We start from the raw sequence: 23,390 nt of genomic DNA, 5'->3' as shown, positions 1-23,390 counted from the left end.
TTATTGATGAAGAAAGTATTGTTTACAGCCACAATTGATGGGCATATCAAAGTCTTTCATTTACCATACCTCCGTTGGTTTAAAGAAGCAGGCTATGAAGTTCATGTAGCTGCCAAAGGCGATACGCAATTGCCTTATTGCGATGAAAAAATTAATATTCCTTTCGATCGTAAACCATTTTCTAAAAGTAATATAGAAGCTTTTAAAATACTTAAAAACTTGATTGATAGTAATAACTATGAGCTTATTCATTGTCATACTCCAACTGCTGGCGTTTTAACGAGGCTAGCATCCCGAAATGCTAGAAAAAGAGGCACTAAAGTTATATATACTGCACATGGATTTCACTTTTATAAAGGCGCACCTAAATTAAACTGGTTGCTTTATTTCCCTTTAGAGAAATTATTATCTGACTTTACAGATGTGTTAGTAACTATAAATGGAGAGGACTACAATAATGCAGTTAGCAATAGATTTGGGGCGAAACAAATAAAGTTGGTACCAGGAGTAGGCGTAGACCTTTCTAAATTCTCTGTTCCTAATCTGGACGAAAAACTTAAGATAAGAAAAAAAGTAGGTATTGCACCCGATGCATTTGTTTTGGTTTATCCTGCAGAGATTAGTAGGAGGAAGAATCAGAATATGTTGATTGAAGTTGCAAGCAAGTTAAACGGTAAGATTCCTAATTTGCAATTTATTTTCGCTGGAAGAGGAGACTGGAGTTATCATGATGAAGAGATAAAAAAGAGGGGCTTACAAGATGTTATAAATTTCATTGGGTTTACTTATGATATTTATGAATATGTGCAAGCGTCAGATATAGGAATATCATCCAGTACACAGGAAGGTTTACCTATTAACATAGTAGAAGCAATGGCTTGTGGTAAGCCATTAGTAGCAACAAATGTAAGGGGTAATAGGGACTTAATTAAAAATGGTGTCAATGGATTTATTGTAGAATTAAATGATAGTGTTGATATGGCAAATAAAATCTATGACTTCTGGAAAAGTAAAGAATTAACTGAGAAAATGGGAATGAATTCTCATATACTATCAAATTCATATAGCTTAGACCGTGCTATTCATGAAATGGTAGATATTTACAAAAAGGTACTTTAAATGTATAGATCCTATCTAAAGCGAATAATTGACTTTATAGTATCTTCGGTAGCCTTGCTATTATTTCTACCCATTATTGTAATATTAACCATACTTTTATGGGTGGTGAATCAAGGAAAACCTTTCTTTTATCAAAGTAGGCCAGGGAAAAATGAAAAGGAATTCTTAATCATCAAGTTCAAAACAATGACAGATGAAAGGGATGAGAATGGAGATTTGTTGCCAGATAACCAGAGAATGACATCTGTTGGAAGATTTGTTCGCAAAACATCTTTAGATGAACTTCCACAATTAATGAATGTTCTGAAAGGGGATATGAGCTTAGTTGGGCCTCGTCCATTGCTATTTAAATACATTCCGCTTTATACGCAAGAGCAAAAACGTAGGCATGAAGTAAGGCCAGGCATAACGGGTTGGGCGCAAGTAAATGGCAGGAATAGTATTAGTTGGACTAAGAAGTTTAATTACGACATTGAATATGTCGATAATATTTCATTTAAATTAGATTTCCAGATACTGTGGCTGACCTTCCAGAAGGTTATAAAGCGTGAAGGAGTAAATCAAAGTGAAGAAAGGCCAATGCAACCTTTTAACGGAAAGAATTAATGTTACATAAACGACTGCTGTATCTGGGATATTATTTAAGAGAGCTTGACTGGGCTAAGCTCAGAAGTTTTCTTGAATATGCCTCTGTTCAGGAAAAGAAGAGCAAATCAGCCCTTGTTGCAGACATGCTTACCTCTAGTTTGAAGTATAATATTTCCTTACTAGAGTATTTTCAGTTTCGCTTTTACAAGCTTACCAACGCGGAGAGAAGTACCTATGCAGGTACTGGATTTATGTATGAGTATCATTTAAGTATGAATCCCAAATCTTCGCGAAATGTACTTGAAGACAAACTGCAGTTCCTTAAGCATTATAAGCAGTTTGTTAAACATAAGTTTGCTTCAGTTCATGATATCGAGAATAACCCCGACCTGGCTGTTTCACTATTATCAAACAGTTCTGGAAAGCTTGTGTTAAAAAGCTCATCCGGCCAATGTGGCGATGGAATTGAAGTGAGAATTAGTAAGGACTTTGATGCTGTGTCTTTAATAAGCAGATTGAAAAGTACAGGGAATGACTTAGTAGAAGAGTTTGTTGTTCAGCATGACGCATTAAATGGTTTATCGCCCTCAGGATTGAACACAATTCGTGTTTTTACGCAACTCACAAAGGATAATAAAGTTGAGATCCTGGGTGCAAGACTTCGCATGACCGTAAACTCATCAGTTGACAATTTAGCAGCAGGCAACATAGCTGCACCTATAAATTTAGAAACAGGTATAATAGATGGGGCTGCCATTTATAGTGACATTACAAAAAGAGAAGAAACTGTTCATCCTGTTACTCAAGTGAAAATAGTTGGGTTCCAAATTCCTTTTTGGAATGAAACAATAAAAATGGTTGAGCAAGCGGCTCTTAAGAATACTGAGAACAGATCGATTGGATGGGATGTAGCTATTACGAATAATGGGCCTGAGCTAATCGAAGGGAATCATAACTGGTGTAAGTTACTTTGGCAGCTGCCGGTAAAGAAAGGGTTAAAAGCAGAACTACTAAAATATTTATGAAAACACCCTTATTAATAATAGGCGCCGGAAATGTTGGCGGGTTTTTAGCCTACAATTTAGAGGAATTTGATCAAGAATTTGAGGTATTGGGTTTTTTAGATGATGATCTCAGTAAAATAGGCAAGATTCTCTATGGATATAAGGTGTTAGGACCTGTAGCGAATATAAAAGATTATGCAAATAAGGAGGTAACTGTTGCTATCGGTATAGCCAGTCCAAAAGTAAAAAAACAGATAGCTAATTCACTTGCAGACTATAACCTTAAATTTCCATCTTTTATTTCAAAACACGCTTGGCTTTCAAAACATGTATCTGTTGGCAAAGGTGTGATACTTTATCCGGGGGTTGCAATAAATTACGAAACGGCTTTGGGTGATTTTGTTATTATGAATATGAATTGCGCTATCGGGCATAATTGTACTATTGGAAATTATTCTTCTCTGGCTCCTGGTGTGAACCTTGCAGGATTTACTTTTATAGAGGAGGCTGTAGACATAGGTATAGGGGCATCTACACGTCAGAATGTAAGAATAGGGAATAATTCTATAGTTGGTGGCCAGGCTATGATTGTAAAAAGCATACTCCCTGACTCAATAGTGATTGGTGTACCAGGTAAGGTAGCTAATGGCTAGTTATTAGTTCAAACTTATCAATTTAGCCTTTTCTTCTTAAATGAAAAAAATAGCTATATTCGGAGCTGGGGGTTTTGGAAAAGAGGTTATGATGCTGATAGAGCAAATAAATGCTTCTAAGCTACAATGGCAAATACTTGGCTTCTATGATGATGGGGTTGAAAAAGGGACAATTATAAATGAATATGAAGTTTTAGGTAATTTAGCCGACTTAAATGCAGTAACAGGTGATATTTCTGTTGCAGTAGCTATCGGTGACTCACAAATAAGATTTGATATTATATCACGCCTTTCAAATCCTCAACTAAGCTACCCTGTTCTAATGCACCCAAATGTGTTAACAGGTAAATATGTAACTATAGAAGAAGGTGCAATCATTACTGCTAATAATATACTGACAGTAAATATAGAAGTAGGTAAATTTGTAATTCTGAACCTTACCTGTACGGTTGGTCATGATGCAATCCTTGAAGATTTTACCTCATTTATGCCTTCTGTGAATATTTCAGGAGGCGTCGTTGTTAGAGAGGGGGTATATGTTGGTACAGGTGCTCAAATTTTGAATAATATAGAGATTGGAGCTTGGACAAAAGTTGGAGCTGGCGCTGTTGTTAAGGAATCGTTACCAGCTCACTGCACTGCTGTTGGTGTACCTGCAATAAATGTTAAATATCACGAATAATACCATGCAAGATAAGATCTGGCTCTCTTCCCCGCACATGGGCGAAAACGAATTTAGCTATGTAAAACAAGCATTTGATACTAACTGGATCGCACCGCTGGGCCCGAATGTAGATGGTTTTGAACAAGACCTGGCTACCTTCCTGGGGCACAATACGCATGTGGCAGCCCTTAGCTCCGGTACGGCCGCACTGCACCTGGCCCTGATTATCCTGGGCGTACAGGCCAGGGACGAAGTGATCTGCCAGTCGATGACCTTTTCGGCTTCTGCCAACCCTATTGCGTACCAGGGCGCCACACCGGTATTTGTCGACAGCGAGCCTCATACCTGGAACATGTCCCCCGAATTTCTGGAGGAAGCCATTCAGGACCGGATCAGTAAAGGCAAAAAGCCAAAAGCTATTATTGTGGTACACCTTTACGGCATGCCTGCCGAAATGGACCGTATCATGGCCATTGCCGACCGTTATGCCATTCCGGTAATAGAGGATGCTGCGGAAGCACTGGGCTCTACATATAAGGGGCAGCCGCTGGGCACTTTTGGGGCCATGAGTATCTTATCCTTTAACGGCAACAAGATCATCACGACTTCGGGTGGCGGAGCGTTGGTTTCGGCAAACGAGGAATGGATCAGGAAAGCGCGTTTCCTGGCAACACAGGCCCGGGACAATGCCCCGCATTATCAGCACTCGCATATTGGCTATAATTATCGCATGAGTAATATCTGCGCCGGCATTGGCCGTGGCCAGATGGACGTACTGCCGCTGCGAGTGCAGCAGCGCCGTGATAATTACGAGTTTTATTTAAAGGCATTTGCCGGGGTGGCAGCGGTGCAGGTACTACAGGAGCCCACTATCGATTTCTACTCTAACAGATGGCTCAGCACCATCCTGGTAGACGACGCGCAGGAGCCAGGTGTCAGCCGGGAAGATATCCGGCTTGCCCTGGAAAAAGTTAATATCGAATCGCGGCCCTTGTGGAAGCCTATGCACTTGCAACCGGTATTCGCGCATGCGCCCTACTATGGAGATGGCACCAGCGAAAAGCTTTTTGACAAAGGCCTTTGCCTGCCATCAGGATCTAACTTAACAGCTACTGATTTGGAGCGGGTAGTGGATCATATAAACGCCTGCTTCCGTTCCATACCAGCTTAAACACTTCTGGTTTAATGCAAAAACATACAACTAGGTTGGCCGCCTAATTGCTATCAATATACTGCGCCTGAACAGCTTAGAATGAAACTAAGTCTTGTTCAGGCGCAGGCATTTTATCCAATTTTGCAAGCGCTCACGTGGCTTCGTATCTGGTGCTTACTAATTATACTTTCTTGCAGCCAAATTTACGTACTGTAGCGTAACTCCTAGAAGAGCAGAAGTATTAAATGCTTACCCTCCGAAGCAACGACTACCGAAAGAATAGGATGGATTTACGATATAATGGCGGGTTTTAACTATTGAAACCTGTTTTGGTTAGAATTTAGCTTTTCTTCGCATGATGTACCCTGAACGTTCTAAAGACCACTTACGATCTTCTTATCATGGGATAATTGCCATTCTACATGATACTTATAGCCAACATTGGCTTGCACAGGTGAACCGCACGGAACAGGAAATAGGTTACTTTTAACTTCTAAAAATATTTATAATACAAAATGTATGAACTTTCTAGGAGAGATGAAAAATATAAGTAATTTTACTTCAGCTTATCCGATGCATTTAATAGCAAGCTATTAAATGCGCTGTTGCTCTTTTCGGAAAGTGTCCTATTTTTTCATTTTTCGCCTTAGTTATACCTCATTTTATAAAAGTTCATTGCTTTGCTTATGCAAAAATTTTTACTCAATAAATCCCTTCCAAAGTGGATGATTTTAGTAATAGATCAGGGGATTACGACATTGTCTTTCATCTTTGCCTTCTTCATTATCCGGCAGTTCGAGTTCACGAACATCTTAAGAGGACATTTCTTTATTTATGTAGGCGCTTATAGCTTTGTTTCCTTAGCTATGTTTTACCTCATGCGGTTGCATACGGGTTTGATCCGATATTCGAATACGCAGGACATTTATAGGGTTTTTGGAGCGGTGCTTGCGACAAGCCTGCTCGATGTGGCAATTGTAGGAGCCTGGTTGAGTCCGGCCTACCATTTGCAGACAGTGAATATCTACAGTGTTTTACTTGTAAACTTCTTTATCTCGTCCTCCACGCTTGTCATCTTCCGGATAGGTGCCAAGAAGGTATTCTACTATATTAAATGGAAAACGTCTGAAAAGAAAGAACATATTCTGATTTATGGTACTGACGGGAACTCCATTCTTGTAAAACAGGCGCTTGAAACAAGCGGCATGGGCCGGTTTGTGATTGCGGGTTTTATAGATGATAATGCCAACAAGGTAGACAAATACATTCAGCGGGTGCGGGTGTACCACTCCAGAAAAGTTGAAGGCTTGCTGGCCAAGTTAAAGATCGATAAGCTGGTGGTCATGAGCGAAGAGTTGAAAACGGACGCAAAGAAAGCAACCATCGAGAAATGTATTGAATTGGGAATTAAGGTGCTCACTGTTCCACCCACAGCAGAATGGATTTCGGGGGACCTGCGCATGAACCAGATAAAGGAGCTCCGAATTGAGGACCTGCTGCAGCGCCCACCCATTGTGATAGAGAATACAAAAATAGCGGCGGACCTTAGCGGCAAGCGGGTGCTCATAACAGGAGGCGCCGGTTCAATCGGGTCCGAGATCGTTCGGCAGGTACTTTGCTACCAGCCGGAAATGGTCATCATCTTAGATCAGGCTGAATCGCCTCTCCACGAACTCCAACTGGAGATGGAGGAAGCTTTTCCGGAAGCAACCATCCGGTTATGTATTGGCGATATCCAGAACTTTAACAGGATGTATGCTCTATTCAGCGAATACAATCCGCAGATCGTATATCATGCTGCCGCGTACAAGCATGTACCCATGATGGAAAATAATCCTTCTGAAGCTATACTTACAAATGTGCAGGGTACGCGGAATCTGGCGGATCTATCGGTTACGTTTGACGTGGAGCGGTTTGTGATGATTTCGACTGATAAGGCTGTAAACCCGACCAACATTATGGGTGCATCCAAACGGATCGCCGAGATCTATATCCAGTCATTGAACAGCATTACTGCCACCTCGGATTCAAAAAAACCAAAGTTCATAACCACCCGATTTGGAAATGTCCTCGGTTCCAACGGCTCCGTTATTCCGCGGTTCCGGGCTCAGATCGAGAAAGGGGGACCTATCACGGTTACGCACCCGGACATTACCCGTTATTTTATGACTATTCCGGAGGCCGTGCAACTGGTACTGGAAGCCGGAACAATGGGGAATGGCGGAGAGATCTTTATTTTTGATATGGGGCAGCCTGTAAAAATAGTAGACCTTGCCCGGAAGATGATCAAACTGGCCGGTTTTACGGAGCAGGAAATTGAGATCGTGTACTCGGGCTTGAGGCCCGGCGAAAAGCTTTATGAGGAGCTGCTGAACGAGGAAGAACTTACCATTCCGACACATCATTCCAAGATTAAGATTTCCAAGGTTAGAGAATACGCCTATGAGCAGGTGGTAAGTGATGTAAGTGAGTTACTGGATTTTAATAAAAATAGTGATGAGTTGAAAGCTGTCAGCAAGATGAAGCTAATCGTGCCGGAGTTTCTGAGCAAGAACTCCAGGTATGAAGCGCTGGATTTACCAGAGAGGAGAGCCCTATAGCAGTACTGCTTAGTAAGACTTCAGCCTCAACCCCACCGGAAGATGAAAATTAGACTTTGCTCTTCCGGTGGGGTTGAGGCTTTTAATATATCCCGATAATAGCAGATGTGTACTTCATTTAAATCATTTTAGTAGGCACAAATATTTAGCGGCGTTAAAGAAAGGTGCAGCAGGCATCATTGCACCCGCGGTGTATACTTGACGCTCAGAATACTTAACTTTGGGGAGCAGCGTTGTTTTAATGGGGATCATATTTCATCACCCTGAAAACTATTATATTTATAGCGCAGCAACTGACACAAGCTTAAACCTAATGCCTTTTACCTTTTCACATCCGGCTATTGTGCTGCCCTTAAAGTACCTGCCTAAAAAATGGATCTCCATGACAGGCCTGGTGATGGGAAGTATGGCGCCTGATTTTGAGAAGTTCATCAAGATGGAACCGGGAAATACCTTCAGCCATACCTGGCATGGCCTTTTCTGGTTTAATGTACCGTTCGGCATCCTGCTGGCGTTCGTCTACCACCTTATTATTCGCGATCAACTGCTGGATCATCTTCCCGTCTTTTTACGCAAGCGCCTGTATCGCTTCAGAGGGTTCGATTGGAGAACGTATTTTAAGAAGAACTATGGCGCAGTGGCTCTTTCCGTACTTATTGGCGCCACCTCACACCTTGCCTGGGACAGTATCACGCATCTGAATGGCCGGCTTACTTGGATGCGCCCGTTTTTAGTACAGAAATTCTACCTGGCCGGTACGAAGGTTACCATATATGCCATTTTCGATAATATCTGTTCAGTTGCCGGGCTTCTGTTTATTTTCTTCTTTCTCATGAGGCTGCAAGCAATGTCGGTTCCTTTTAAGCCCGACAGCTCGATTAGGCGTTATTGGCTACTGGTGGCGGTATTTGCCGGCGCAGTTATGGCGCTCCGCCTGCTATCACAAACAGGATTTGTTCCTTTAATGGAGCTTCTGATTATTTCTATCTCTGCAGTAATGCTGGGTATTCTAGTATCTTCTATCGTTGTAAAGCATACTTCCTGGGCAAAGGTGTAAGAAAGAATACCACAAAATGTATAGATGTGTATAGCTGCCTATAAAGCTGTTTTTTACATGTCATCTTTACAGAAAGCTAATTGTTGTTATACTTCAGGCGGGTTTATACCATATTTAGTGACTATCTGTATACCAGCAAAATTCTGCATTTAATTGAAGCTAGGTTTCTGAGAGCAAGACATGTATGGTGGCTTTATACAAAAGTAAAAATGATATTTGCACTTTGCTTATAATATGTTTTCTTTAACTTTAAATATTACATCCGGTACGCATACATGCTAACGAGTTCAAAGATTTATATAGCCGGTCACCGGGGAATGGTTGGTTCCGCAATTGTGCGAAAGCTACAGGAAGCCGGGTACACGAACCTGCTCACGCGCACCTCCTTGGAGTTGGACCTGCGGAGCCAGGCAGCTGTGGAAGCTTTCTTTGCCCAGGAGAAACCCGAGTTCGTATTCCTGGCCGCCGCTAAAGTGGGGGGCATACAGGCCAACAATACCTTCCGGGCCGATTTCCTCTACGAAAACCTGATGATCGAGGCCAATATCATCCATGCTGCTTACAAGCAGGGAGTAAAGAAACTGCAATTCCTTGGATCGTCTTGCATTTATCCCAAACTGGCCCTGCAGCCCCTGAAAGAAGATTACCTGCTTACAGGAGAACTGGAGCCCACAAATGAGCCGTATGCCATTGCCAAAATTGCCGGTGTCAAGCTTTGCGAGGCGTATCGTGACCAGTATGGCTGCGATTTTACCAGCGTGATGCCGACCAACCTGTATGGCTACAACGATAACTATGACCTGAACAACTCGCATGTGCTGCCGGCCCTGATCCGCAAGTTTCATGAAGCCCGGGAAGCCGGCGCAGCAGAAGTAGTGGTGTGGGGCACAGGCAGACCGAAAAGAGAGTTCCTGTTTGCCGACGACCTGGCCGATGCCTGCGTGTTCCTGATGCAGCATTATTCAGGGCGCGAGCTGGTGAATATCGGTACGGGGGAGGACCTTTCTATTAAAGAGCTAGCCGGAATCGTGAAGGAAGTAACCGGCTTTAACGGGGAACTGGTATTTGACACCACCAAGCCAGACGGCACGCCCCGCAAACTGATGGATGTAAGCAGGCTGCACGCCCTAGGCTGGAAGCACAGCACACAGCTAAAAGAAGGCATCGCATTGGCCTATGCTGACTTTCTGAGCAAACTCGTTCCAGTGAACAGTTAAATTTTCAATTAGTAGCTTATAAATCATAATTTGTGCGTAGGCGAAAACCACATCTGACTCACCGAAGTGGGTCTCTTGATCGGCGATGCGACCAATCAAAAAAGAAGCTGGGCTGGGTACCCAAGTATGACCTGAAGACTCTGGAGCAGGAAATGATGCAAGCGGATGTGGTCCTGTTCAAACTTGATACTTACCTGCTTGATGGCAGCGATAAAGCGCTGAATTATCATGAACATACTGCTATAGAAGCAATAGATCAACCAGTATTACAAATATAAAAAGGCAAGCCGGTAAGCTGCTTACCTTTTTAGTAAGCAGCAAAATGGCCATGTTGATTGTAACCTGAGCTGACGTTATTTTACCAGGCTCACTTTGTATCGGCGGCCTTTTATTTTGCCAGAGCTGAGTTTTTCGGCTATTTCAGTGGCTTGCTGCTGTGGTACGGCGACAAAGCTGTTGCGGTCCAGTATCTCGATCTTTCCGATCTGGGCTGCTTTTAAACCGGCTTCCGCGATCAGGGCGCCTACAATGTCGCGGGGACTGATCTTGTCTTTGCGGCCACCAGCAATGTATAAAGTGGTGAATGCGAGCACCTGCTCAGTACCGGAAGCAGCTCCTTTTTTGACAAGGGATTCTGGGGTCAGCCATTCATCCATCTGTGCCAGGTCCCAATCCTCTAATTTCTGTTCGTCCCGGGTAGCAACCAACGTATACACCGTACCGCTTTTACCGGCGCGCCCGGTGCGGCCGCTGCGGTGCAGGTAGGCGGCCGCATCATCCGGAAGCTCGTAATGTACAATGGTACGGAGCTTGTCGATATCGAGGCCGCGGGCTGCCACGTCGGTGGCAACCAGTACGGCAGTGGTGCCATTGCGAAACAAGGTCATAGTTTTGTCGCGGTCGGGTTGCTCCATGCCGCCATGCAGCGCCCGGGCGTTTATACCTGTTTCCTGTAGCTGTACGGTTAAGGCATCAGCGGCAGCGCGGGTGTTACAGAAGATCACCGTACCGGCATGTTGTAAACTTTGCAGCAGGCGGATTAAAGCAGGCTGGCGTTCGCCGGTGCTAACTTTTATACCCAGTAGCCGCAGCTGATCGGGAATGGTACTGGTGGTAGCTTTTACAAACTGCGGGTTTTTCAGGGAGGCGGCGATCAGCGCTTTCACCGGTTCAGATAGCGTAGCAGAGAACAAGGCCGTCTGTCGTTTGCCTGGCAAGGCTTCCAGTATGGTGTCCAGCTCTTCCTGAAAGCCCATTTCCAGCAGTTTATCCGCTTCATCCAGCACCACCTGGGTTGTTGCCGTAAAATCTAATGTTCTGCGGGAGAGATGGTCGGTGAGACGGCCGGGCGTACCTACCAGCACCTGCGGCGGATGGGCCAGCGACGCCCGCTCCTGCGAGAAGGCATGGCCGCCGTAAAAGGCGCTGATCTTGAGTTGCGGCAGATGTTTAGCGTATTGCTTCAGCTCCTGACGCACCTGTACGGCAAGCTCGCGGGTTGGCACCAGCACCAGCGCCTGAATTTGCTGCAGGGCAGGATCGAGGCGTTGGAGCAGGGCCAGGCCAAAGGCAGCCGTTTTGCCGCTGCCGGTTTCGGCCTGTCCGGCCACGTCATGCCCCTGCAAAAGAAGCGGAATAGCGCTGGTCTGGATAGGAGTAGGGGTATGATACTGTAGCGCTTCCAGGGCCTGTAACAGGGCAGGGCTCAGCTTTAAATCGTTAAATGAAGGCATGTGTTGTAACTAAGCCTCAAAAGTACGCAAATTAGTGCAGTATCGGGTTGTTTATACTTGGTGGTCGGTCAGAAGGACTTGACATAATGCTTCGCCAGCTTTTGTAAAAGCTAGTCAGGCCATGTATAAACTTCCGTGATTCTTTTAACTTGGCATCGCATGAAACAACATAAGCCCGGAGAATTGCCCACGCAGGATCTGCTGGACCAGCGCCAAATAGCCCTTATGCCCTTGGAGGCCTATGACAGTGCCTTGTCGGAGGTGCCGCATTGCCACGATGCCTATATGCTGATGTATGTGGCGCAGGCTAACGGCGGCGATAATCTGATCGATTTTAGGCGCTACGCGATGGTGCAGGGACGGCTTTTTATGGTTCGGCCGGGGCAGGCGCACCAGCGGCAGGTACGGCAGGAGCGGGGGCAGTTACTTGTGTTTTCAGAAGAGTTTCTGCAGACCACAGGCATCGCCGCCCATGATATTCTGGTGCTGTTCGGCGCCGTATACCAGCACCCTTTCCTCGACCTGAATGAGCAACAGCAACAAACATTCGGGCAACTCACCCAGCTGATGGCGCGCGAGCTACAGGAGCCGGAACCAAGTATGGCCGTGCTGTCACGCTACCTGTACATTCTGCTGCATTACCTGCTTCGCGAAAGCCACCTGCAGATTGCCAAACTGACACCCGCCCGCTACAGCGAACGCCTTTTTCAGCTCAGCCACCTCATCGACAAACACTATAAGGAGCACCGCCCAATTTCATTTTATGCCGAAGCCCTGGGCATGACCGCCAAACATCTCAATACCATTTGCCGGCAATACCTCGGCACCACGGTGGCCGACATGCAGCACGCCCGCCTGCTGCTAGAGAGCAAGCGGTTGCTATACTTCAGCAGCTTGTCTGTGAAAGAGATTGGGTATGAGCTGGGCTTTGAAGATGATTCTTATTTTGTTCGATTCTTTAAGCGGCTGGCCGGCCTCACGCCGGCACAACTGCGGAGTGGTGGTTCCGAAAGTACCATACTTCAGGCCTAACATACCGCAGAACAAGTATAAGCTGGTCGTACCTTTGCTAAAACACTTTCGTTATGCAGGTATCCAGTAATTTTCGCGCTATTGCAATCGGGTCTTTGGCAGGTGTATTTTACTGCTCAACGTACGTGGTAAACAGTTTCCTTTCGGTCAATGGCGGCCACTGGGCCTGGACGGTCGGGTTGCGGACCTTTTTCCTGGCGATTCTGCTGCTGACAATTCTGCTGGTGCAGGGCCGGTTAAAGCATCTGTTGGATACGTTGCGCAAGCAGTGGTGGGTATGGGCCGGCTGGGGGAGTGTGTCGTATGGGCTGGTGTATGTGCTGATTACCTTCGCTGCCTCCCTGGGGCCGGGCTGGCTGATTGCCGGTGTGTTCCAGTTCACGATTGTGGCCGGTATCCTGATCGCGCCTGTTCTTTACAAAGACCAACGTGCCAAAATTCCGGTGCGGGCGCTGCTGTTGTCGGTGCTGATCCTGGTGGGTATTGCCCTGATGCAGTGGAGCCAGAAAGGCGGCGTTTATACCACCGGGCAATTATGGCTATGCGTAATTTTAGTTTTGTCGGCTGCTTTTCTATGGCCGCTGGCCAACCGCAAGCTCATGCTGCACCAGGAAAAGTACGAGCTGCAACTCAACTCCCTACAACGGGTAGCCGGCGTAGCATTGGGCAGTGTACCGGTGCAAATTATACTTTTTGCGTACGGCTATGCTGAAGTTGGCTTTCCGGCGCCGCAGCAATTAGTGGCTGTACTGGTTGTTGCCCTGAGCTCCGGTGTAGTAGGCGGCATTCTTTTCTTTAAGGCCATGCACATGGTCCGTGCCGATGGTGCAGCCCTGGCCGCCGTAGAAGCCACCCAGTCCGTCGAGATCATATCGACCGTTATCGGCGAAGTGCTGTTGCTGGGCATTGCATGGCCCAACGAGCTCGGAACGGCGGGCATGCTCCTGGTTATGGCCGGACTTATACTTTACAGCCTGCCCGCCCGAAGGAGGGTTTTGATACCGGCTGAAGTATAAGCAATGAATAAAGTACGCCGTGTTTTGAAAACGGAGTTAGAATGTATGAAAAGATAACGGCGCGTATGGCAGCATCAGCTGTATAAACATCAGCTGTATAAATAAGAAAGGCCTGCATCACTGCAGGCCTTTTCTTTCTGTTGTAAGTCTGTCAGGTTAGAAGGTTCGTGGTCTTCCGCCGCCCCAGTTGCCGCGGTTCTGGCCACCTTCATTATTCATGGCAGGCGCCTGGCCGCTCTTAAAGCTGCGCAAGTTGTAGGTGAACGTCACCATAAAGAAGCGCTGCAATACCGTGGATTGTACGTCCTCTACATAGTCGGTAGCTACATTCCGCTGGATGCTCACGTTCTGGTTCAGCAAATCATTTACGCTGAAGCTAAGCTCGCCCTGCTGGTTTTTAAACAGCTTCTTGCCCAGGCTCATGTTCCAGAGCAGGTAGCTGTTGTCCACGCCGGCCGACAGACCCGAGTTATACTGGTGGTTCATCTCAGTACGGTATACCAGGCCTTTCCACAGGATCCAGTTCAGGCGCACATTTGTGTTTTGCGTGAAGTAATTGTTGTTCTGAGTAGCGCGCAGCGAGTTCTGCACCAGGTTATAATTAGCGTTTGTCGACACCGTGAAATCTACTTTTTCGCTGATGTTGCTGCTGATGTTTGCGCCAGCGCCGAAGTTGGTCGTGTTGGCATAGCTAACGACATCATCAATCATACCGGGCATTCTGGTGTAACCCATAAAGCCGTTAAAGTTGATGTTAGAGCTGATGATGTTCAACGGCTGGCCATAGTTAAAGAACGAGCGCACGTTCCAGTAGCCATCCAGATTCACCGGGCGGGTTAGGCGGGCGCCGGGCTGCAGTTCGTAGCCGCCGGTCAGCTCGGCAGGAGGGTTGCTGGTGTACACGCTATTGGCAATATAGTTCTGGGTTACCGTACCGAAAACGCCGGCAAAGAACACCTGGTTGGTTTCGGCATTGAACGCCCGGTAGCGCAGGTTGAGCCTGTTCTGATAATCCTGGTCCAGGTTCGGGTTGCCTATACTTGGCTGAAGCGGGTTCGATACGTCCAGTACGTTCTGCAACTCTCCTACAGAAGGCACATTGGTATTGGTGCGGTAGTTTAATACCAGGTTACGCGATTCGGAGAACTTATACTCATACTCGGCCGAAGGCAGCAGGTTGGTGAAGCTGCGATTCAGGCGGTAATCGGTCGGAAACTCATTTACGCTCTGCAGCGTGGCATACTGGTAGCGGGCGTTTGCCTGAAAGCGTACTTTCTCGGTGCGGTACTGGTAGCTTGGGCCAAATGTCTGCGAGAGGTAATCGCTCTTGAAAGTATTGCTCAGTGGCGTGTTAAAGCCTGTGTAGGAGCCTTCACTTTCCACAAAGTCATAGGTCCGCTTATCCGAATCGTTTATCTGGTTGCCGATCTCATATTCAAGCTGCAGGCGCGAATTAACTCCCAGCTTCTGCGAGTAATCGGCATTGCCCGACCAGGAGAAATTGCTTCGGTCCAGGCGTATGTACTGGTCGCGCTCCACATCCTTTTCCGGATCATTAAAATTATCGGTGTTTTCCAGGAGGTAATTTTTGCCACGGGTGCTGTTATAGCTGGTATTCAGGTTGGCCGTAAAAATGCGGCCGCTGGTGCCAAAGCGGTGCGAGTACAGGATGTTGTTGCCCACGTTAAGCGTAGCATTATCGGCAGTATTGCGGTTCAGCGACTCGGACAAGGTGCCGGAGGTATCGGTAAACAACGCGTTCCGCTCGGTTACGTTGTTTTCCTGCTGCACCGTAATGCGCGGGGTTACCAGCAATCGGTTGTTTTCATTGATGTTATACTGTAACCGGAAGTTAAAACGGTGGCTGTCGTCGGTGTTGCGGTTCAGGCTGTTTTCAGCGTAGGTCAGCCCGGCATCGTTCGATACGTAGTTGCGGAAACGGTACTGGTCGTTCACCACATCGCGGTTTGAGTAATTATAGTTGGCGCTTACCTCCATCTTCTTTCCCCACATGTCGTTATAATTCAGGCCAAGCGTATTGGTGTTGATGATGCCGTTGGGAGAGCCGCCACCCCAGCCTCTGCGGCCCCGCATGCCACCGCCCGGCGTTTCACCCACTGAGAAATCAAACATGTTGATGTTGTTGGTCAGCCCCGTTACCGTAATGCGACGGTTGTTGTTGAAGTAGTTCACGCTGGCACCTACCATGTAGCGGTCGTCGGTGCCGTAGCCAGCCGAGATTTTGCCCATATAGCCTTGCCGGCGCTCTTTTTTAGTGATAAAGTTGAGCGTTTTCACTTTGTTGCCGTCGTCAAACCCGCTAAAAGCAGCGCGGTCGCTCTGGCCGTCAAATACCTGCACGTTTTCGATCATGTCGGCCGACAGGTTGCGGACAGCTGAGTTCACATCTTCACCCGTGTAACGCTTGCCGTCGATCATCACCTGCTTCACATCTTCGCCCTGTGCCTGGATTTTCCCGTCCTGAATGGTGACGCCCGGCATTTTGGTTACCAGATCCTCGGCGCTGGCATCCGGCGCTGTTTTAAAAGCTTTGGCGTTAAATTGGGCGGTATCGCCTTTCTGCTCGCCCAGGGGAGCGCGGCCCACGATCTGCACTTCCTTAATGGCAGTGGTTTCGTCTTCCAGCAGCAGCGTACCCAGGTTCAGGGCGCTGTTCTGTACTTGAACCGCTTTGCTAAAAGACTTGAACCCCAGGTACTTTATTTCCAGGGTATACTGGCCGGGAGCCACGTTGTCGAAGCGGAATTTACCGTCGGCATCGGTCGACTGGCCTGTCGTGACAGCAGCAGCGTTGATCATAAGCACATTGGCGCCTGGCAGTCCTGCCTTATCGGTAGCACTTTGTACGGTTCCGGTTACGGCCACGCGTTGTGCGTAGGCCTGCATTACAGTGGTAAGCAGCAAAAGGAGTAGCAGTAGTTTTCTCATTATACGGTTTCAAACAATTCATTCTTGAACTCCGTTTGGACACTGAATCCTGGGCAGGGTTTAATCCTTTCAAAAAAATATTGCTATAAATAGATTAGTCAACGTATAAGCCGTTGCTTACCGGCAGAAGGGAATCCTGGCTTGCCAGAACGGGCTGATTTTTGCAGGGATATTTCCGTTTCAGGGAGGTTACTTTGAAGCTGCTCCGGGTATAAAAAGTAATCCTGAAAATTAACGGCAGGCATGCAACTATTTACCTGCTGAAGAGTCTTCTATAAAGTATACCTTATTCCTTTTATTCGAACCGTTTTATACCCGCTTTTTGAGATCCTATTTTATACCTTTTTTAAAACGCCGGCTTGTTGCGCCCATCCTTAACCTGCTGAAGCAAGGCATGACGCCGCACAAATTGGCCGTAACAGTAGCGCTGGGTACGGTGGTAGGCGTGGTCCCGGCCCTGGGTGTCACTACGGTGCTGGGTACAGCGCTGGCTGCCCGATTCCGGCTCAACATTGCGGCGACCGTGCTGGTCAGTTACCTGGTGCAGCCCCTGCAACTGCTGCTGGCGCTTCCTTTTATCCGGGCGGGTATTTATATGTTCGGCCTGGCAGAGCTGCGGCTTACGTTTGATGAGATAACGGCTATGTTTAAAGCGGACTGGCTGGCTGCCCTGGAGCAACTCTGGCTGGCAAACCTGGCGGGTATTTCAGCCTGGGCGCTGCTGGCTTTGCCGGCGGGGGGCGTGCTATACTTGGTGTTGCTGCCGGTCTTTAAATTGGTTTTGCCTGTGCCCAAACCTGCTGTAGTTGCTTCGTAAAGAAGCTGACCAGGCACTAAACAGAAAAGCCAGCCGCTACTACAGCGGCTGGCTTTTCTGTTTATGTATGAAGTATAACCTAAGCTTAGGTTGTTTCCAGGATCTGGAATAGCTCGTCGAGCTTAGGTGTGAGGATAATTTCGGTGCGGCGGTTCTTCTGGCGTGCCTCTTTTGTTTTGGTTTCATCCAGCGGCACATACTTGGAACGGCCGGATGGCGTTACGCGGGTCGGATCTACGCCAGCATCGGTCAGGATGCGCGTAATTTCGGTGGCGCGCAGCACGCTCAGGTCCCAGTTATCCTGCATTCCTACCGTGCCTTTGGCTACCGGTACATCGTCCGTATGGCCCTCTACCAGCACATTTACGTCTTTCTGCTCTTTCAGCACCACGGCCAGTTTTTTCAGGGCATCCACGCCTTTGGGGTCTACCTTGGTGGAGCCGGAGTTGAACAACAGCTGCTCGGCCAGCGACACATATACTTTGCCGTTGCGCACGTTAATGGTCAGGTCCTTGTCGTTAAAGCCCAGCAGGGCATCGGTTACTCGCTTGCGCAGGTTTGCTACAGCCTTTTCTTTTTCATCCAGCACGCGCTGCAGCTCGGCTAGGCGTTGTTCGCGCGCTTTCAGGTCAGCGTTCAGGCGGTCTATCTGCGATTTGCTCATGTTAAGGTTTTCGCCGAGCGTTTTGCCTTCTTTCAGGGCTTTGGCCAGGCTCTCCTGGTACTCATTCTTCAGTTGCTCAAGTTGTGCGCGTTCCTGCTCCAGTTGCGCTTTGGCCGCTTCCAACGACTGTTTCTGTTGCTCTAACGTAGCTTTTTCCTGTTCCAGGCCGGCTTTATCTACCTCCAGGGCATTTTTACGGGCCAGTAGGTCCTCATACTTTTTCTTGGAAACCACGCACGAGGAGAGCGCCATGCTGCCTGCCAGCAAATAAACGGAGGCTCTGCGTAAATTCTTTTTCATATATGCTTTAGCTAAAAGTGTACAAAGGGTGATGAACAAATATAGCAAATTATGATTTATCAGGCAGCCCTACCTGCGGATTTAAATAGGACACGTTTACCATAAAAAGCAAAGTGTACAAGGTGTTGCCTGCACAAGAGAACAGGCTAAGTGTTTGGCCTAGAAAGAAAAAGCCCCTGCTGCCGAGTTTATACTTCCTGTATTGAGAGAAAGTATAAACACAGCAGCAGGGGCAGGTGTGTCTCCCTTGGGGTTAGTTGTTTTTGGCGCTGGTATCCTGCGCGGCATCCGGAGTAGTGGCTTTAAAGAAGCCTTTCGGATCGGGCATTTTGGCCATCAGCTCGGAGAGGAAAGTATAATCTATTTGCGTCAGGTTGATGTTGCGGCTTTGGTGCAGGTACTGCCACGATTCCGCATACTTCTTCTCATAGAATTTCACCTGCGACAGGTTATACAGCGCATAGGCGTTAGTGGTGTCGGTTGCTATGGACCTGCTCAGGATTTCATCTGCTTTTTTAAGGACCTTTTTCTTGTTCTTAGCTTTGTAAACGCCCAGGTAAGCGGCACCCAGGTCCGAGAGCAGCATCGAGTTCTTCGGGTCATATTGCAGGGCTTTCTCATACAGGCCTATGGCTTCGTCCTGCTGGCCTTTGCTGGCCGTAACAAGGCCAAATGCCCAGTAGGTGTCTTTGTTGTCGGGGTTTAGCAGCCAGGCCAGGTTAAAGCGGTACATGGCCGTGTCCGTTTGCCCGCTGTTGAGGTACTCCCAGCCGCGCTCCATAAAAAAGTTGCTGGCTTCCTGGCGGTTAGTGAAGTTCTTGTCGCAGCTGGACAGAAATTTCTCATCCTGGCGCTGCTGGGCTTCGGTTTTGGGCTGTTTGCCAAACATGGGCTGTACCCGCGGGCTGGGTTCTGCCTGTGGGGCCGGTTGCGCCTGTGCAAAACCAAGCGTGGTGGTAAATACAAAGGCAAAGGTGGCTAAAAGTACTCTTCTCATTTTTTCAGGTAGTTGTTTCCGTCACTGCATCGTGCACGAACTCCTAAAAATAACGCCATTCGGGGTAATTAGCAAGTCTATTGCACATTGGCTTCGGTATAGATGCCCCTGGGGTCGTTCTGTTTAGCCAGCAGCGCGGAAATAAAGTGCTTGTCAGCGATCTCCCGGTCCTGATGCAGGCTTTGGTGCAGGTAGCGCCAGGCTTTACCATACTCCTGCAGGTAGTAACTGTTGATAGCCAGCTTATAATAGGTATCGGCCTGGTCCGGAGCCAGCGTGACTGCCTGCTCCAGCAGCTTCTTGCTTTGTTGCAGGTCTGCCGGATCGCTTGTTTCATAAAAGCGGCCCAGGTGGCTGGTAGCAATGTCGGTGAGCAGTTGCGGGTTTTGCCTGTCTGCTTCCAGGGCACGGTAAAGTATAAACAGAGCTTTGTTGTATTCCTTTTGTTGCCCGTAAATGCGACCATAACCCCGGTAAATAGCCTTGTTGGTGCTGTCCATGAGCCAGGCGCGGCTGAAGAGGTATTTGGCCGAATCGAGCTTTTGCTCATTAAACGTCCGCTTTGCCTGCGCCACGTAATATGCGGCTGCCAGCTTGCGGGAGCGGAAGCGCTTTACGTTCTGCTTGAGAAACTTCTCCTGTTTTGCTTTTGCCTGCGGCGTTTTAGCTTGTACGACCGGCATGATATCGGCCATGGTGATAACAGGGCTTTCAGGCGCCTGTGTTTGTTCTACTACATTTTCGGAAGTATTGCAGGCAGTCAGGCCAAGGAGTGAAAGACCTGCCGCCGCGATCCAGTTGCGCATATGCTTGTGTTTTCTGCCCCTTATAACGGCCGGGGCAGCGAATTAGTGTTTACTCCTGATGTGGGAAGTATGGCGGGGGATGCCTGAAAGTTTATCAGAACTAAAAAGCGACAAGTGGCGTTATTATATTGACAAAATTCGTATTTTTGGAAAACATCTCCTATGGCACCTACCTCCACGCTGGAATTTGATTACCGGCAACTCGACGACAGCGATGTGTACAAGCTTATCAGCACGGTTCGTGAGGGAATTAAGTATAGCTTATTCCAACGGATAGCCGATATGAGTCCCTTCAGTACAGCCGAGTGGTCTACGTACCTGCACCTGTCTGAGCGCACCTTTCAACGCTACAAAAAAGAGAAACGCACTTTCGACCCGCTGCAGTCCGAGAAGATCCTGGAGATAACGCTGCTATACAATAAAGGGGTGGAGGTGTTTGGCGACAAAGCAAATTACGATGCCTGGCTCGAAGCCACGAACGTGGCATTGGGCGGCATCAAACCCAAGGAGCTGCTTGACAGCAGTTTTGGCATCGGATTGCTGCGCGACGAGCTGATCCGTATTGAACACGGTGTGCTGGCATGATCGTATACCGCCTCAGCAGGGGCAAGTACCGCAATGACCTATCTGGGCGCGGGGCTGAACTGGCAGGCGGTCGTTGGAACAGCAAAGGCATTGCCATGCTTTATACCAGCGAGTCGATTGCGCTTTGTACCGTTGAGATTGCCGTGCATATGCCCCTTGGCCTGGTGCCTACTGATTATTACCTGATCAGTTTACAATTGCCCGATGATGTGCCTGTAAAAGAATTTCCGGAGGAGCAGCTGCCGACCGGCTGGAAAACATTTCCGCATGCCAACCAAACGCAGGAAATAGGGGATGCCTTTGTGCTGGCAAATGAGTACCTGGCTCTCAAAGTTCCTTCGGCCTCGGTGCAGGGCGCCTACAATTATCTGATCAATCCCCGCCACAAAGACTTTCAAAAGCTGGTTCTACTGAATACGGTTCCTTTTGAGTTTGATAAACGCCTGTTTGTAAAAGGATAAACCATCTGATACAAGTATAAAAAGAAAGCCGCCGAAGTATAAACTACGGCGGCTTTCTTTTGTAAGTATAAGCAGGGCTTACTTTATTTCATACACGTTATCGGTGGGGTTGCTGTCAGGCACAAAGGTGCTGCCCAGCACAATACGCTTCACAGCTTTGCCGGGCTTAAAGCTCACATCCACCGTGGTGTTGCCTTTTTCCCAAACCGACACATCCTTATGTATCTTCTGCGTGGTATTGTCGGCAAACATTACGGTTAGGTCCACTGGCACCGGCTTGGAGCCGACAGCTGTTACGGTTACCTGGTACTGGCCCGCCTGCTGCTGCACGTTGCCAATGGCTAGGTCAGGATAGCCGTCGTCAAAGAACCAACGCTGCCAGAACCAGTTCATATTGCGGCCGGCCCCGGCGTTCATGGAGTAGAAGAAATCGTAGGGCATCGGGTGCTTGCCATGCCAGTTGCGGATGTAGGTATGTAGCGCCTTGGTAAACAGCTCCTCGCCCAGCATATCGCGCACATACAGGTAGCCCAGGCCTGGCTTGGGGTAGGAGTTTAGGTAAAAAGCGGCCCCGGTTTGCTGCGTGCTCAGCGTCGTGATCGGCAGATCGACTTCAGTGCCGGCCATGGCTGCGTAAGGTCGTACGCCATAATCATCGGTAATAGAAGGATCGATCAGGGGCGTGATGATCCACTCGCCGATCGTGGCCCAGCCTTCATCCATCCAGCCATACTTGGTCTCATTTGTTCCCATGTAAAAAGGAAACATCGTATGGAATATCTCATGATCGGTCAGCTCAATCGTAGCTGCGCGGTCTTCCAGCGGGTTGTCGTTCACCATCATCGGGTACTCCATCTGGTCCAGTCCATCAAAAATGGTTTCGTGCGAGTAGGGGAAAGGCCACGCGGGGAACGTATAGCTCATGGCATGCACCGTTTTGCGGGCAAACTCCACCACCTCCCAGAAGTCTTTGTGCTTGGGGTTAAAGGCAGCATCCACGCGTGTCCGGCGCTTGGTTTTAGGGTCTACCACCAGGCTGGTCGAGCGCCACATGTAATGGTCGCTGGTTGCAAAAACAAAGTCCACCACATCTTTGGCCTCAAACTTCCAGATGTTGGTTGCATTGGCGGCAGTGATATCGTTTTTCTTCAGGTCGGTGCTGTCGATGATGGTGATGTAGTCATCTTTCTTTTCGGCCTGCTCCAGGCGCTTTACATACTTCTTGGTGAGTACCTGCGCGGCATTCTGCAAATCGCCGGTGGCCCATACCACAAAATTTTTAGGCACGGTGATCTCAGCGTTGAACTGGCAGAAGTCGTTATAAAACTCCTGCGAGCCGATGTAGGGATTTTTGTTCCAGCCATCCAGGTCGTCGTAAACGGTGATGCGCGGAAAGAAATACGCTACAAAGAAGGCGCTTTCGTCTACCTGCCCGGTGCGGTTATGCGAGCCGGCATTCAGCTCGTAATCGTAGGTAATAGCAATATCAGCAGTTTGCCCGGGTGCCAGCGGGGTGATTTTCACCGGCATGTTGGTTGCATCGATCGTTAGTTTGGATACATCCGACGCCACATTGTTTATACGTAGCTGCCGGATCTGCACGCCCTCGTTCACGTTCTCCGGCGCGATCCCGCGGTCGCGTGGCGCGCCCTTCTGGTAATAGTTGGGATAAAGCTTGAACTGGAGCTGCTTTAAGGTATCGGGGCTGTTGTTTACATAAGCTATGGCTACGGTGCCGGCTAGCTTCCGGGTGGTGGGGTCAAAGTTTACTTTAATAGTATAATCAGCCGTGTTCTGCCAGTATTTCTTGCCCGGCATGCCGTCTTTGGAGCGGGTCTGGTGCTGATAAGCCTTGTCGATGTTACGAGGCATGGGCAGTGTCTGCTGCGCAAAGCTGCTCATGCCGATGGCCAGCAGCGCCAGGGTAAGTATACTTTTAGAGGTGCTCATAAAATAGTGTCACAAAGTGGTTTTA

The 23,390-nt window shown here is 48.1% G+C and carries 21 protein-coding genes; 14 read left to right on the top strand and 7 right to left on the bottom strand.

Translation table 11 applies throughout. The features are described 5' to 3' along the window. The first annotated feature begins 6 nt into the window (after positions 1-6). The 9 genes from LWL52_RS09610 (at position 7) to fcl (ending at position 10,055) form a co-directional block, all read left to right on the top strand. Positions 7-1,119, top strand: coding sequence for a glycosyltransferase family 4 protein (locus LWL52_RS09610; protein WP_242919239.1), 1,113 nt, complete (start codon positions 7-9; stop codon positions 1,117-1,119). Further along, positions 1,120-1,725, top strand: coding sequence for a sugar transferase (locus LWL52_RS09605; protein WP_242919237.1), 606 nt, complete (start codon positions 1,120-1,122; stop codon positions 1,723-1,725). Then, positions 1,725-2,732, top strand: a complete 1,008-nt coding sequence (locus tag LWL52_RS09600) for a sugar-transfer associated ATP-grasp domain-containing protein (RefSeq protein WP_242919235.1) — start codon at positions 1,725-1,727, stop codon at positions 2,730-2,732. Before LWL52_RS09605 ends, LWL52_RS09600 begins: the two co-directional genes overlap by 1 nt. After that, positions 2,729-3,364: a NeuD/PglB/VioB family sugar acetyltransferase gene (locus LWL52_RS09595; RefSeq protein ID WP_242919233.1), complete on the top strand. Its 636-nt coding sequence runs from the start codon at positions 2,729-2,731 to the stop codon at positions 3,362-3,364. Before LWL52_RS09600 ends, LWL52_RS09595 begins: the two co-directional genes overlap by 4 nt. Before the next feature lie 40 nt (positions 3,365-3,404). Beyond that, positions 3,405-4,046 (top strand): acetyltransferase, encoded by a 642-nt coding sequence (locus LWL52_RS09590; protein WP_242919231.1) that lies wholly within the window; start codon positions 3,405-3,407, stop codon positions 4,044-4,046. 4 nt (positions 4,047-4,050) lie between these two features. Next, positions 4,051-5,199 carry a DegT/DnrJ/EryC1/StrS family aminotransferase gene (locus tag LWL52_RS09585; protein WP_242919229.1) on the top strand — a complete coding sequence of 383 codons (1,149 nt, stop codon included), beginning with the start codon at positions 4,051-4,053 and terminating at the stop codon, positions 5,197-5,199. A gap of 707 nt (positions 5,200-5,906) precedes the next feature. After that, positions 5,907-7,781 carry a polysaccharide biosynthesis protein gene (locus LWL52_RS09580; protein ID WP_242919227.1) on the top strand — a complete coding sequence of 625 codons (1,875 nt, stop codon included), beginning with the start codon at positions 5,907-5,909 and terminating at the stop codon, positions 7,779-7,781. A 313-nt stretch (positions 7,782-8,094) separates the two neighbouring features. Beyond that, a complete protein-coding gene (locus LWL52_RS09575) occupies positions 8,095-8,838 on the top strand; it encodes a DUF4184 family protein (RefSeq protein WP_242919225.1) in 744 nt (247 codons plus the stop codon). Between the two features lie 275 nt (positions 8,839-9,113). Further along, positions 9,114-10,055 carry a GDP-L-fucose synthase gene (fcl, locus tag LWL52_RS09570; RefSeq protein WP_242919223.1) on the top strand — a complete coding sequence of 314 codons (942 nt, stop codon included), beginning with the start codon at positions 9,114-9,116 and terminating at the stop codon, positions 10,053-10,055. Between the two features lie 95 nt (positions 10,056-10,150). Here the strand turns inward: fcl and LWL52_RS09565 are convergent, their stop codons facing one another. Together LWL52_RS09565 and LWL52_RS09560 are read right to left on the bottom strand one after the other, a co-directional pair. Next, positions 10,151-10,291 (bottom strand): hypothetical protein, encoded by a 141-nt coding sequence (locus LWL52_RS09565; protein WP_242919221.1) that lies wholly within the window; start codon positions 10,289-10,291, stop codon positions 10,151-10,153. 117 nt (positions 10,292-10,408) lie between these two features. Next, entirely contained in the window at positions 10,409-11,788 is a 1,380-nt protein-coding gene (locus LWL52_RS09560; RefSeq protein ID WP_242919219.1) for a DEAD/DEAH box helicase, read from the bottom strand. A 159-nt stretch (positions 11,789-11,947) separates the two neighbouring features. Between LWL52_RS09560 and LWL52_RS09555 the strand changes: the two genes are divergently transcribed. Both LWL52_RS09555 and LWL52_RS09550 read left to right on the top strand, forming a co-directional pair. Next, positions 11,948-12,820: an AraC family transcriptional regulator gene (locus LWL52_RS09555; protein ID WP_242919217.1), complete on the top strand. Its 873-nt coding sequence runs from the start codon at positions 11,948-11,950 to the stop codon at positions 12,818-12,820. A gap of 53 nt (positions 12,821-12,873) precedes the next feature. Further along, positions 12,874-13,836: a DMT family transporter gene (locus tag LWL52_RS09550; RefSeq protein WP_255748915.1), complete on the top strand. Its 963-nt coding sequence runs from the start codon at positions 12,874-12,876 to the stop codon at positions 13,834-13,836. Between the two features lie 156 nt (positions 13,837-13,992). On the opposite strand, the gene LWL52_RS09545 is transcribed toward LWL52_RS09550, so the two are convergent. Beyond that, positions 13,993-16,785 (bottom strand): TonB-dependent receptor, encoded by a 2,793-nt coding sequence (locus LWL52_RS09545; protein ID WP_242919213.1) that lies wholly within the window; start codon positions 16,783-16,785, stop codon positions 13,993-13,995. 322 nt (positions 16,786-17,107) lie between these two features. Here LWL52_RS09545 and LWL52_RS09540 point away from each other — a divergent pair, with 322 nt between their 5' ends. Further along, positions 17,108-17,602: a DUF2062 domain-containing protein gene (locus tag LWL52_RS09540; protein WP_242919211.1), complete on the top strand. Its 495-nt coding sequence runs from the start codon at positions 17,108-17,110 to the stop codon at positions 17,600-17,602. Between the two features lie 85 nt (positions 17,603-17,687). Here the strand turns inward: LWL52_RS09540 and LWL52_RS09535 are convergent, their stop codons facing one another. The 3 genes from LWL52_RS09535 to LWL52_RS09525 all read right to left on the bottom strand — a co-directional run bounded on the left by LWL52_RS09535 (position 17,688) and on the right by LWL52_RS09525 (position 20,369). After that, positions 17,688-18,566 carry an OmpA family protein gene (locus LWL52_RS09535; protein ID WP_242919209.1) on the bottom strand — a complete coding sequence of 293 codons (879 nt, stop codon included), beginning with the start codon at positions 18,564-18,566 and terminating at the stop codon, positions 17,688-17,690. Between the two features lie 253 nt (positions 18,567-18,819). After that, complete coding sequence (locus LWL52_RS09530; protein WP_242919207.1) at positions 18,820-19,563, bottom strand: tetratricopeptide repeat protein; 744 nt, start codon at positions 19,561-19,563, stop codon at positions 18,820-18,822. A 77-nt stretch (positions 19,564-19,640) separates the two neighbouring features. Further along, on the bottom strand, positions 19,641-20,369 hold the full coding sequence (locus LWL52_RS09525; RefSeq protein ID WP_242919204.1) for a tetratricopeptide repeat protein: 729 nt from the start codon (positions 20,367-20,369) through the stop codon (positions 19,641-19,643). A gap of 162 nt (positions 20,370-20,531) precedes the next feature. On the opposite strand from LWL52_RS09525, the gene LWL52_RS09520 reads away from it, so the two are divergent. Together LWL52_RS09520 and LWL52_RS09515 are read left to right on the top strand one after the other, a co-directional pair. Next, positions 20,532-20,954: an Xre family toxin-antitoxin system antitoxin gene (locus LWL52_RS09520; RefSeq protein ID WP_242919202.1), complete on the top strand. Its 423-nt coding sequence runs from the start codon at positions 20,532-20,534 to the stop codon at positions 20,952-20,954. Continuing rightward, positions 20,951-21,415: an RES family NAD+ phosphorylase gene (locus tag LWL52_RS09515; protein ID WP_242919200.1), complete on the top strand. Its 465-nt coding sequence runs from the start codon at positions 20,951-20,953 to the stop codon at positions 21,413-21,415. Before LWL52_RS09520 ends, LWL52_RS09515 begins: the two co-directional genes overlap by 4 nt. Before the next feature lie 78 nt (positions 21,416-21,493). Here the strand turns inward: LWL52_RS09515 and LWL52_RS09510 are convergent, their stop codons facing one another. After that, positions 21,494-23,365 (bottom strand): M1 family metallopeptidase, encoded by a 1,872-nt coding sequence (locus tag LWL52_RS09510; RefSeq protein WP_242919198.1) that lies wholly within the window; start codon positions 23,363-23,365, stop codon positions 21,494-21,496. Between the last annotated feature and the right edge of the window lie 25 nt (positions 23,366-23,390).

It is taken from the genome of Pontibacter liquoris (assembly GCF_022758235.1).
GTDB lineage: Bacteria > Bacteroidota > Bacteroidia > Cytophagales > Hymenobacteraceae > Pontibacter > Pontibacter liquoris.
This window is presented reverse-complemented; position numbering and strand designations above follow the sequence as displayed.

Bases quoted from the DNA above. Each gene is read 5' to 3' on its own strand.
- LWL52_RS09610 (WP_242919239.1), top strand. From the start codon at position 7: ATGAAGAAAGTATTGTTTACAGCCACAATTGATGGGCATATCAAAGTC.
- LWL52_RS09605 (WP_242919237.1), top strand. From the start codon at position 1,120: ATGTATAGATCCTATCTAAAGCGAATAATTGACTTTATAGTATCTTCG.
- LWL52_RS09600 (WP_242919235.1), top strand. From the start codon at position 1,725: ATGTTACATAAACGACTGCTGTATCTGGGATATTATTTAAGAGAGCTT.
- LWL52_RS09595 (WP_242919233.1), top strand. From the start codon at position 2,729: ATGAAAACACCCTTATTAATAATAGGCGCCGGAAATGTTGGCGGGTTT.
- LWL52_RS09590 (WP_242919231.1), top strand. From the start codon at position 3,405: ATGAAAAAAATAGCTATATTCGGAGCTGGGGGTTTTGGAAAAGAGGTT.
- LWL52_RS09585 (WP_242919229.1), top strand. From the start codon at position 4,051: ATGCAAGATAAGATCTGGCTCTCTTCCCCGCACATGGGCGAAAACGAA.
- LWL52_RS09580 (WP_242919227.1), top strand. From the start codon at position 5,907: ATGATTTTAGTAATAGATCAGGGGATTACGACATTGTCTTTCATCTTT.
- LWL52_RS09575 (WP_242919225.1), top strand. From the start codon at position 8,095: ATGCCTTTTACCTTTTCACATCCGGCTATTGTGCTGCCCTTAAAGTAC.
- fcl (WP_242919223.1), top strand. From the start codon at position 9,114: ATGCTAACGAGTTCAAAGATTTATATAGCCGGTCACCGGGGAATGGTT.
- LWL52_RS09565 (WP_242919221.1), bottom strand. From the start codon at position 10,291: ATGTTCATGATAATTCAGCGCTTTATCGCTGCCATCAAGCAGGTAAGT.
- LWL52_RS09560 (WP_242919219.1), bottom strand. From the start codon at position 11,788: ATGCCTTCATTTAACGATTTAAAGCTGAGCCCTGCCCTGTTACAGGCC.
- LWL52_RS09555 (WP_242919217.1), top strand. From the start codon at position 11,948: ATGAAACAACATAAGCCCGGAGAATTGCCCACGCAGGATCTGCTGGAC.
- LWL52_RS09550 (WP_255748915.1), top strand. From the start codon at position 12,874: ATGCAGGTATCCAGTAATTTTCGCGCTATTGCAATCGGGTCTTTGGCA.
- LWL52_RS09545 (WP_242919213.1), bottom strand. From the start codon at position 16,785: ATGAGAAAACTACTGCTACTCCTTTTGCTGCTTACCACTGTAATGCAG.
- LWL52_RS09535 (WP_242919209.1), bottom strand. From the start codon at position 18,566: ATGAAAAAGAATTTACGCAGAGCCTCCGTTTATTTGCTGGCAGGCAGC.
- LWL52_RS09530 (WP_242919207.1), bottom strand. From the start codon at position 19,563: ATGAGAAGAGTACTTTTAGCCACCTTTGCCTTTGTATTTACCACCACG.
- LWL52_RS09525 (WP_242919204.1), bottom strand. From the start codon at position 20,369: ATGCGCAACTGGATCGCGGCGGCAGGTCTTTCACTCCTTGGCCTGACT.
- LWL52_RS09520 (WP_242919202.1), top strand. From the start codon at position 20,532: ATGGCACCTACCTCCACGCTGGAATTTGATTACCGGCAACTCGACGAC.
- LWL52_RS09515 (WP_242919200.1), top strand. From the start codon at position 20,951: ATGATCGTATACCGCCTCAGCAGGGGCAAGTACCGCAATGACCTATCT.
- LWL52_RS09510 (WP_242919198.1), bottom strand. From the start codon at position 23,365: ATGAGCACCTCTAAAAGTATACTTACCCTGGCGCTGCTGGCCATCGGC.